Below are 9486 nucleotides of genomic sequence, written 5' to 3'. Positions count from 1 at the left end.
CGGTTAACTCGATCGGTACCGCAGACGGACCTGGATGCCTCATACACATCAGAATAAGAAATTATCCGACAGATTTCAGGTGCACGACACTAGGCGGCCTTCACGGCGGCCCGGTCGATGATCGTGGTGAGGTCCAGGCCGGGGGGAAGGGTGCCGAAGGCGTGGCCCCAGTCGCCATCCAGCCGGGAGGCGCAGAAGGCGTCGGCGACGGCCGGGTGACTGTGCCTGACCAGCAAGGACGCCTGGAGGACAAGGGTGAGCCTTTCGGCGACCCGGCGGGCGTGGTGATCGGCGGTGGCCATGTCGGCGAGGGACTTCTTGGTCTCGCCGATGGCGGCGTCGAGGCGGCGGTCGGCGCCCGCGGCGAGATCCACCTCCTCGAAGAAGGCGTCGAGAGCGTGGGGTTCCTTCTCGATGGACCGGAGCACGTCCAGCGCGGCGACGTTGCCCGACCCCTCCCAGATGCCGTTGAGCGGGGACTCCCGGAACAGCCGCGGCATCTGCGACTCCTCGACGTACCCGTTGCCGCCGAGGCACTCCAGCGCCTCGGCCGCGTGTACCGGGGCGCGCTTGCACACCCAGTACTTGGCGGCGGCCAGAGCCGTGCGGCGCAGCACGCCCTCGCCGGTCTCGCCGCGGATCGCCTTGTCGGTGGCCCCGGCCAGGCGCATCATGACGGCGGTGGCCGCCTCCGACTCAAGCACCAGGTCGGCGAGCACGTTGCGCATCAGGGGCTGTCCGGCGAGCGCCCTGCCGAACGCCTTGCGATGGGTGGCGTGGTGGACGGCCCGCGTCACCCCGTACCGCATGCCCGAGGCCGAGCCGATGGCGCAGTCGAGCCGGGTCATGTTGACCATCTCGATGATGGTCCTGACCCCCCGGCCCTCCTCGCCGACCAGGTAGGCCGCCGCGCCCTCGTACTCCACCTCGGCCGAGGCGTTGGACCTGTTGCCGAGCTTGTCCTTCAGGCGCATGATCCGCATGGCGTTGCGGGAGCCGTCCGGCAGCACGCGGGGGAGCAGGAAGCACGAGAGCCCGCCCGGGGCCTGCGCGAGGATCAGGAAGACGTCGCACATCGGCGCCGAGTTGAACCACTTGTGCCCGGTGATGGCCCAGGTGCCGTCGCCGAGCGGTTCGGCCCTGGTGGTGTTCGCGCGGACGTCCGAGCCGCCCTGCTTCTCGGTCATCGCCATTCCCGCGAGTACGCCGCGCTTGGCGGAGGCCGGCCGCAGGCCGAAGTCGTAGTTCCTGGACGCCAGCGGCCCCTCCCACTCGGCCGCCAGGGCAGGGGTGTGCCGCAGCGCCGCCACGCTGGCGTACGTCATAGAGATCGGGCAGCCGTGACCCGCCTCCACCTGCGACCACACGTAGAACTTGGCGGCGCGGGCCACGTGGGCTCCGGGCCGGGGCGAGGTCCAGGGGGTGGCGTGCAGGCCGTGGCCGACGGCAACCGCCATCAGTTCGTGCCACGCGGGATGGAACTCCACCTCGTCGATCCGGTTGCCGTACCGGTCGTGGCTGCGCAGGACGGGCGGGTGCTCGTTGGCGAGACGGCCCCACTCCTGCGCCCTGGACGACCCGGCGAGCGTGCCGAGGGTGCGCAGCTCTCCGAGCGCCCAGTCGGCGCCCTCGCGCTTCACGCCCTCCACCAGGCTCGGGTCGGCGGAGACGTCGTGGCCGGTGAGCGGGGGGGCCTGGTTGAAGACATCGTGTGTCAAGGGAGCCTCCGGGTGAATCGACGCGCACTTCTGGGTCGCGAAGCACACTTCTTGATACGCGCTTCGCCATCCATCTCAACATTTCGCGGGAACAGTGGGATGCTCGGGTGGCTTAGCGAGGAGGGGTGGGGCCGGTGGAGGCGCCTGGGCAAACCGACGACCGGTCGCTTCACCAGCGCGTCGTGGGCGGGGACGAGAGCGCCTTGGGCGAGGTGCACGACCGGCTGTACTCACTGGTGCTGGGGCTCGCGCTGCGGGTCACGCGCGACCGGGTGATCGCCGAGGACATCGTCCAGGAGGTCTTCGTCACCTTCTGGGAGCGCCCGCTGGCCTTCGACCCCGACCGGGGCTCGCTGCGCTCGTGGCTCGCGACGATCGCCCACCGGCGCGCCGTCGACCACGTCCGCACCGAGGAGCGCCACCGGGTCTCGGCACTCGGCCCGCGCCTGGCGGAGCCGGAGCCGAGCCCGCTCGAAGAGTGGGTCCTCGCCGCCGACGAGGTCGCCCGGGTGCGGCTCGCGGTCAGCCGGCTTCCCAGTGGCCTGCGCGAGGCCATCGAGCTGGCGTACTACCGTGGCCGTACCTACCGCCAGGCGGCGGAGGATCTCGGCCTGCCGGAGGGGACCGTGAAGTCCCGGATCCGCCTGGGCCTTCGCAGGCTCGCCGACGAGCTTGCCGAAGAGGAGGTGTGACAGTGGATCGCGACCCGGGACCCGGCGAGAAGATCCCCGGCACCCCCGACCCGTTCACACGCCTGAGCCTCGACATGATGTCCGTGGCCGTCGACGGACCGCCTCACGGCTCCCTGGCGCGGCTGCTGGCGGCCGCGCGCTCCGCCCGCCGTCCGGCCGTCGTCACCGGGTTCGCCGCCTCGTACGCCGGGCGGGTCGCCGCCATGGACGCCCTGCTCGCATCCGCCTCGCCCGGCGACTGGTCACGCAAGATCGTCGAGGGCTGGACACTCCAGCAGCTCGTGGGCCACCTGGCCGCCACCGACAGCCTGGTCGCCGCCGCGATCGGCGCCCCGGTGGCCGGTCCGCCGCTGGCCGCCAACGACACCCTGGGCCGCACCGCCGACATGATCGCCTTCGTTGACGGCCTGACGCCCGAGCGCACCCGTGCCGAGTGGCGCGCCCAGGCGGAGGCGATCTGCGAGCGCGCGGCCACGATGGAGCCCGCCACACCGGTCGACCCGGGTGGCATGAGCTTCCCGGTGTCCGACCACCTGCTCGCCCGCATGCTGGAGACCTGGATCCACACCCACGACGCCGCCACGGTGATCGGGCTGTCCCTTCCCCGGCCGCTCTCCGAGCACCTGCACCCGACGGCCGACTTCTGCGCGCGGCTGCTCCCCTGGACGATGCTGCTCTCCGGCGTCGACGGCGGAGGCCGCGCCGTACGGCTCACGCTGACCGGGCCCGGCGGAGGTGCCTGGCACGTTCCCCTCGACGTCGCCCGCACGGCCGTACCCGACGACGGTTCTCCGGCGCACGCCGAGCTCACCTGCGACGTGGTGAAGTTCTGCTTCCTCCTCGGCGGGCGCGGCACCCCCGCCACGATCCCCGCGGGGGTGGCGGGGGACGCCGCCCTGGCCCGCGACGTGCTGGAGGCGGCCCCCGCCCTGTCGGGCCCCTGACGGCGGGATTCCTCCTTTCGGAGGATCGGACTGGCGGGGACATCGCGCTAGATTCGTTGGCATGAACGATCCGGGTGGTATGCGCGCCTCGGACGCCGAGCGCGAGGCCGTGGTGGAGCGGCTCAGGGAAGCGTCCGTCGAAGGACGTCTGACGCTGTCGGAGCTGACCGAGCGCACCGAGGCCGCCTACCTCGCCACCAGCCACGCCGAGCTGGCCCAGCTCACGGCCGACCTGCCGGGGGCCGCCGACGCCCGGCCGTTCCCCGCGAGCGCCCCCGCGTCCCCCCGCCCCGGCGTGGCCAGGCGCTGGTACGTCGCGGTCATGGGCGACACCAAGCGGCGCGGCAAGTGGCGGGTCGACCAGGAGATCGGCGCGGTCGCGGTGATGGGCGACGTGACGATCGACCTGCGCGAGGCGGAGGTGCGCTCCAATGAGGTCGACATCGTCGCCACGGTGATGATGGGGAGCGTGAAGATCATCGTCCCGGACGGCGTGGACGTCGACCTGAGCGGCGTCGCCATCATGGGGGACAAGAAGGTCAACGTCCTGGAGGCGCCTCCCGGGCAGAACGTCCCGGTGATCCGGGTCCGTGCGTACGTCCTGATGGGCGACGTCAAGGTCATCGGCGACTCCCGCGCCAAGCCCATCAACCGGGTGCGGGCCGCCTGGAACGAGTGGGCGGGGGAGCGGCGGGAGCTGGTCCGCGAGGAGCTGCGTGCCCTCCACGCGCAGCGTCACGAGCTTCACCGGGCCTACCATGACGCGATGCGCGAGCAGCGTCACGAGTGGCGCGAGCAGCGCCGCCAGGCCCGCAGAGACACCCGCCGGGGCGGCCCCCCGATGCCGCCGTTCCCTCCCGAGCCCCCGTATCCGCCCCGCCCGTAGCAGTGCTGGGGCTCGGGCGGACCGGCGCCGGCTACGCCGTCCCATACCCGCCCCGCTCGTAGCGGGGTCACGGCAACCGGCGGAGACGGCCTCTGGTTCGTTCGGATCGGCCGGTCAGGTGCCGGCGGCGGCCGCCGCCGCTTCGGCGGTCTGGATGGCCTTGCGAAGGGCCTGCGGCACCGGGGCCACCACCTCCGACAGCTCGTCGCTCCGCTTGCGGAGGGCGCGCCACTGGGCCCGGGGCCGGACGGTACGGAGCCTCACCGCCGCCGCGAGGGCCGCGAGCGCGGCGTCCCTCGGGTCGAGCCGCGACGCGGGCTGCCCGGCGCGCAGGGCCGTGGACGCCATACCGACCAGTTGCCTCACCACGCGGGTGTCGCGAACGCTCACCCGGGCCGTGGGGAAGACGCCGAGGAAGCGGCCGTGCTCCACGCGGATCCAGCCGCCGGACTCCAGCCGGTCGCGCACCTCCCGCGCGGTGGCGCCCGAGCCCTTGCTCACCCAGTGCTGCCAGGTGCGCCGCCGCGAGCCGGCGATCTGCTGGAGCACGCCGTCGAGCAGGGGATCGGCCACCGCCGGGGTGCGGGCGACCGGTCCGCCGGTCGCGTCGGCGAGGTGGCCCTGGATCAGCAGCTCGGCGAGGACGCCCGCGCGCAGGAGGTAGCCGAGGTGCCGGCGCTCGGCCGTGCGCCCCCGCTCGGTGTCGTAAGCGAGCAGGTAGACCCGCTCATGCAGGGACTCGGGTATGTTCACCGGTCACTCCTCTCCCTCACCGGTGTGTCCACCACCGGTGTGTCCAGCGCCGATGTGGTCGTCGCTCGCCGCTTCGGCGCTGTCGTCGTCTTTCGGGGGGCGGCCACGACGGGGCATGCGCCCCACGTCGCCGGGGAGCCGGCCGGAGCTCGCGAGGGCCCGGCGGAGCAGGAACTCGATCTGCGCGTTCGTGCTGCGGAGCTCGTCCCCCGCCCACCGGGTTATCGCGTCGTGAACGGCCGGGTCGAGCCGCAGGAGGATCTTCTTCCGCTCGCTCACTGGTACAGGGAGCCGGTGTTGACGACCGGCTGCACATCCCTGTCGCCGCACAGCACGACGAGCAGGTTGCTCACCATGGTCGCCTTCCGCTCGTCGTCGAGGTCGACGACGTCCGCCGCGTCGAGCCGGTGCAGGGCCGCCTCGACCATGCCCACCGCCCCCTCCACGATCTGCTGCCTGGCGGCGACCACCGCGCCGGCCTGCTGGCGCCGCAGCATGGCCTGGGCGATCTCCGGGGCGTACGACAGGCGGGTGATCCGCGACTCGATGACCTTGACCCCGGCCGACGCGACGCGCGCGGAGATCTCGGCCGACAGCCTGCCGGTGATCTCGTCGGCGTTGTCGCGGAGCGAGAGCTGGCCGGTGTCGTGGGAGTCGTACGGGTAGCTGCCCGCGATGTGGCGGACGGCCGTCTCCGTCTGGATGGAGACGAACTCCACGAAGTCGTCCACCTCGAAGACCGCCTTCGCGGTGTCCTCCACCTGCCACACCACGACCGCCGCCATCTCGATCGGGTTGCCGTCGGCGTCGTTGACCTTGGCGACGCCGGTCTCGTGGTTGCGGATCCTGGTCGAGATCTTCCGCTTCTGCGTGAACGGGACCACCCAGCGCAGCCCATCGGTGCGCACCGTGCCGAGGTAGCGGCCGAGGAGCTGCACGACCCTGGCCTCCCCGGGGGCGATCGCCATCATGCCGCTGAGCAGCAGGACCGCCACCAGCAGGAGGACGATCCCCACCGGCACCAGATTGGCTGAACCGCCCTCGTTCGCCCGGTTCAGCACCAGGACGCCCGCGACCGTCATGAGCAGGACCAGGCCGAGCATGGGCCAGCCGGACACGCTGAGCGGACGCCGCTCGCTCACCTGCGGCGCCGGCATCTCCACGGCCACCTCGTCGATCTTCTCCATCGCTTGCCACCGTCCGTCGGGGGATTGTCGTCGATAGGCAAAATCATAGCAAAGTGATATCACTTTTCAAGCCCCAGTCCGGCTGGAGACGTGGCGGTGTCCGGGTCGCCGGTCTCCACCGCGGCCGCCGCGAAAGGGCCGTGGCCGACATTGGTGATCATGGAAGGTCTCGCGTCCAGACGGCACGTCGTCCCCATGTTGGTCCGGTCAGGTGTTACAACAAGGGTGATCGACAAGCCGAGGGACGGGGGTGAGGGTCGCGATCGCCGGGGCTCCTCCCGCGTCAAATCCGCCTAGGAATGAAGGGCTCATGAGGGATCTCCTGCCGGTGCCGCGGCGTGCCGGGGCTTCGCGACCGGCGTGGGCGCAGGTGGACGGGACGGGGTCGATTCCCGCCGCCGGCTCGTCCCGGTTGTTCCTCTCAGCGGTCCTCGCGTTCGTCCCCGTGATGGCCGTGCTCGTCGCCACCCAGGCCGGTGCGCGCGCGCCGCAACCGCGCGTGAGCCTGGGGGCCGCCGGCGCCTTCGCGGTCCTGGCCGGGAGCACCGTCACCAACACCGGCTCCAGTGCGGTCACCGGGGATCTCGGCCTGAGCCCGGGTACGTCCGTGACCGGCTTCCCGCCCGGCACGGTGGCGGGAACCATCCACGCGGCCGACGCCGCCGCCGCGCAGGCGCAGGCCGACCTGACCGCCGCCTACGACGACGCCGCCTCCCGGACCCCCGCCACCACCGTGCCGACAGAACTCGGCGGGACCACTCTGACGCCCGGCGTCTACGACTCCGCCGCCGGGACCTTCCAGATCACGGGGAACCTGACCCTCGACGCGCAGGGAAACCCGGACGCGGTCTTCGTCTTCCAAGCCGCCTCCACTCTCATCACCGCGTCCGCCAGTACGGTGACCCTCACCGGAGGGGCCCAGGCCTACAACGTGTTCTGGCAGGTCGGAAGCTCGGCCACGCTCGGGACGGGCTCCACTCTCGCAGGGGACATCCTCGCGCTCACCTCGATCACTGTGACCACCGGCGTGACGGTGAACGGCCGTACCTTGGCTCGCGACGGCGCCGTCACCTTGGACACCGACACCATCACCAAGGCCGACGGCGCCCTGTCCATCAGCGTGCCCGCGACCGCGAACCTGGGTTCCGCGGCGGCCGGCGCAGGAAGTCTGTCGGGATCGCTCGGCGCGGTCACCGTGACCGACGCGCGAGGTGGCCCGAGTACCGCCTGGACCGCGACCGTGAGCTCGACGGACTTCACGACCGGCGGTGCGACCGCGCCCGAGACCATCGCCAGGGGGTCGGTCACCTATGACCCGGGCTCGGCCACGAGCACGACCGGCAGCGGGACGTTCACCCCCGGAACCCCGGGCGACCTCGGCTCCCCCCTCACCGCCTTCTCGGTCTCCAGCGGCACCGGTGACAACTCCGCCACCTGGAACCCGACGATCAACGTGACCCTGCCCTCCGCCGTTGTCGGGGGAACCTACACCGGCACCATCACCCACTCGGTCGCCTAGAGGTCGCTCCCGGCGGCACTCAGTTCCCTGCGTGAACGGCGCTTTCGCAGGACGAGCAGGCCCGTGGCCGTCGCGAGCCCGCACAGGACGACACCGCCGCCGACGAGTACCACGATGGGCAGGTGGCTCGTGTCCTGCTCCGCATTGACCGCCCTCGCCATCCCCGCGGAGGCGGGGAACCGGATGGTCGCTTCGGCGCCAGCTTTCGTCAGCCCGCTCTGGAGACGGACGCGGGCGCGCCACGGACCATCGGGCACCTGCTCGTTGAGGACGGCCATGACGGGCCCGGAGTCGCCGGGAGCCAGTGTGGTGCCCGTCGAGACCTTGAACGGGCCCGCGCTCAGGTTCGCGGGGCCGTGGGACAGTCGCAGGTCGCCGACGAGGTCGAGCGCGCGGCCTCCGGTGTTGCGCACCTGCGCCAGGACGATCTGCCGGCCGTTCTCCGACCGCTGGGCGGTCAGTGAGTCGATGGTGAAGGAGGACGCCGGCGGGTTGCCCTGTCCGACGGACAGGTAGATCCGGACGCCGACGCGGTTGACCTCGGCGACGCCTCCACTGCGCGGCGGGGGCGTGGCGGCCTCGGCCCAGATCACCGCGTAGCGCTCGCCGGGGGCGGCGTCGCGCGGCACCGCGATGGTCGCCGTGACCATCGAGCGGGCATGCGGCGCCATGGCGACCTCGGGCCGGTCGGTGGTGGTCCACGTGGACAGGTCGTTGGGCGTGCGACCTGGAGCGAACGCGAATTTGCTGCCACGGATCGCCCCCGCCGCCGCGTAGATCGAAAGAGTCCTCGGCGAGTCGGTCGCGTTGGACACCTCGACCCGCCGGTGGATGACCGAACCCGGCGCGAGGTGGTCGATGATGTAGCACCAGGCCCGCGAGTTGGCTCGCGCGTCGACGGGCGCGTCGACCAGGCGCATCCCGATGCTCTTTCCGGACGATCCCGCCGCTCCCGGCGCGGGTCCGGCGAGCTTGCCGGCGGCCGGGGCGAGCGCCCCGGCCGCCAGCAGTCCCAAAGCGAGGTGACGAAGAGGCACGATTGTCGTCGGCTCGGGTCAGGCGACCGAGTGGGTGACGGTGCCGGTGTACGTGCCCCCGACGGCCGCGGCCGGAATCGTCACGGTGAGCGTCGGATTCCAGGTCGCGCTGTTGTTGCCCGTGAGCGCGGTTCCGGTGAACGCGATCTCCGGCACGTTGATGATGCCGCCGGGACCGGGCGTGAAGGTGCCCGTGCCCGTCGTGGCGGTGGCCGGCCCGGGGGAGTAGCTGACGTTGATGACCGGGATGGTCTCGGGCCCGGTGGCCCCGCCGGTGGTGAAATCGGTGCCGCTGACGGTCGCGGTCCAGGAGCCGTTCAGGGTGGCGCGCAGGTCGGTCACCGTGACGGGACCGATCTGCCCCGAGATGGTGGCGCCGCCGGCCGCCACCGAGCCGATGTTCACCGACCCCGGGGCGGTGATCGTGAGGCCGGCGGTGGTGATCGCGAAGGTGACCGTGGTGTCGACGGCCATGGCGGGCAGAGCGGTCGCCGCGACAAGGCCGAGGCCGGCGGTCGCGGCGATCAGGTAGGACGATTTACGCATCTTTGATCCAATGCTCAGGTGGATGACAGAGGCCATGCGAAGCCCGAACACTCGGCCCGATAGATCGAGCATCCCGACATACCATCACGCCTCGTAGTAGATGATAACTGTGCGTAGTCGGATTAAGATCAACGGCACGGCATGTACGGGCGCTGAAACACCTATCCCTGGCAATGAACAAGCCCCGCCCTGATTCGCGGGAGC

General features: G+C 71.7%; 10 protein-coding genes. 4 read left to right on the top strand and 6 right to left on the bottom strand.

Annotation, left to right across the window (positions count from 1 at the left end; genetic code table 11):
* Positions 1–89: 89 nt before the first annotated feature.
* Positions 90–1718, bottom strand: a complete 1629-nt coding sequence (locus ACGFIV_RS18665; protein WP_392836284.1) for an isovaleryl-CoA dehydrogenase — start codon at positions 1716–1718, stop codon at positions 90–92.
* A gap of 134 nt (positions 1719–1852) precedes the next feature.
* Between ACGFIV_RS18665 and ACGFIV_RS18660 the strand changes: the two genes are divergently transcribed.
* From ACGFIV_RS18660 to ACGFIV_RS18650, 3 genes are all read left to right on the top strand, one after another.
* A complete protein-coding gene (locus ACGFIV_RS18660; RefSeq protein ID WP_358554037.1) occupies positions 1853–2410 on the top strand; it encodes a sigma-70 family RNA polymerase sigma factor in 558 nt (185 codons plus the stop codon).
* A gap of 2 nt (positions 2411–2412) precedes the next feature.
* Positions 2413–3354, top strand: coding sequence for a maleylpyruvate isomerase family mycothiol-dependent enzyme (locus ACGFIV_RS18655; protein WP_358554039.1), 942 nt, complete (start codon positions 2413–2415; stop codon positions 3352–3354).
* 61 nt (positions 3355–3415) lie between these two features.
* Positions 3416–4240, top strand: a complete 825-nt coding sequence (locus ACGFIV_RS18650; protein ID WP_358554042.1) for a DUF1707 domain-containing protein — start codon at positions 3416–3418, stop codon at positions 4238–4240.
* A 114-nt stretch (positions 4241–4354) separates the two neighbouring features.
* Here ACGFIV_RS18650 and ACGFIV_RS18645 read toward each other — a convergent pair whose 3' ends face one another.
* The 3 genes from ACGFIV_RS18645 to ACGFIV_RS18635 are packed head-to-tail and all read right to left on the bottom strand — an operon-like array spanning position 4355 to position 6180.
* Entirely contained in the window at positions 4355–4993 is a 639-nt protein-coding gene (locus ACGFIV_RS18645) for a GPP34 family phosphoprotein (protein WP_358554045.1), read from the bottom strand.
* Positions 4994–4996: 3 nt separating this feature from the next.
* Positions 4997–5272, bottom strand: a complete 276-nt coding sequence (locus ACGFIV_RS18640; protein ID WP_358554048.1) for a hypothetical protein — start codon at positions 5270–5272, stop codon at positions 4997–4999.
* On the bottom strand, positions 5269–6180 hold the full coding sequence (locus ACGFIV_RS18635) for an SPFH domain-containing protein (RefSeq protein WP_392836278.1): 912 nt from the start codon (positions 6178–6180) through the stop codon (positions 5269–5271). Before ACGFIV_RS18635 ends, ACGFIV_RS18640 begins: the two co-directional genes overlap by 4 nt.
* Before the next feature lie 310 nt (positions 6181–6490).
* On the opposite strand from ACGFIV_RS18635, the gene ACGFIV_RS18630 reads away from it, so the two are divergent.
* Positions 6491–7699: an ice-binding family protein gene (locus ACGFIV_RS18630; RefSeq protein WP_392836276.1), complete on the top strand. Its 1209-nt coding sequence runs from the start codon at positions 6491–6493 to the stop codon at positions 7697–7699.
* On the opposite strand, the gene ACGFIV_RS18625 is transcribed toward ACGFIV_RS18630, so the two are convergent.
* Both ACGFIV_RS18625 and ACGFIV_RS18620 read right to left on the bottom strand, forming a co-directional pair.
* Positions 7696–8736: a peptidase gene (locus ACGFIV_RS18625; protein WP_392836274.1), complete on the bottom strand. Its 1041-nt coding sequence runs from the start codon at positions 8734–8736 to the stop codon at positions 7696–7698. The genes ACGFIV_RS18630 and ACGFIV_RS18625 overlap by 4 nt on opposite strands.
* A gap of 18 nt (positions 8737–8754) precedes the next feature.
* Positions 8755–9282: a hypothetical protein gene (locus tag ACGFIV_RS18620; RefSeq protein WP_392836272.1), complete on the bottom strand. Its 528-nt coding sequence runs from the start codon at positions 9280–9282 to the stop codon at positions 8755–8757.
* Between the last annotated feature and the right edge of the window lie 204 nt (positions 9283–9486).

Source organism: Sphaerisporangium sp. NPDC049003, assembly GCF_043197795.1.
Lineage (GTDB): Bacteria > Actinomycetota > Actinomycetes > Streptosporangiales > Streptosporangiaceae > Sphaerisporangium.
This window is presented reverse-complemented; position numbering and strand designations above follow the sequence as displayed.

Excerpts from the sequence above, each read along its gene's own strand:
- ACGFIV_RS18650 (WP_358554042.1), top strand. The coding sequence starts at position 3,416 with ATGAACGATCCGGGTGGTATGCGCGCCTCGGACGCCGAGCGCGAGGCC.
- ACGFIV_RS18635 (WP_392836278.1), bottom strand. The coding sequence starts at position 6,180 with ATGGAGAAGATCGACGAGGTGGCCGTGGAGATGCCGGCGCCGCAGGTG.
- ACGFIV_RS18630 (WP_392836276.1), top strand. The coding sequence starts at position 6,491 with ATGAGGGATCTCCTGCCGGTGCCGCGGCGTGCCGGGGCTTCGCGACCG.
- ACGFIV_RS18620 (WP_392836272.1), bottom strand. The coding sequence starts at position 9,282 with ATGCGTAAATCGTCCTACCTGATCGCCGCGACCGCCGGCCTCGGCCTT.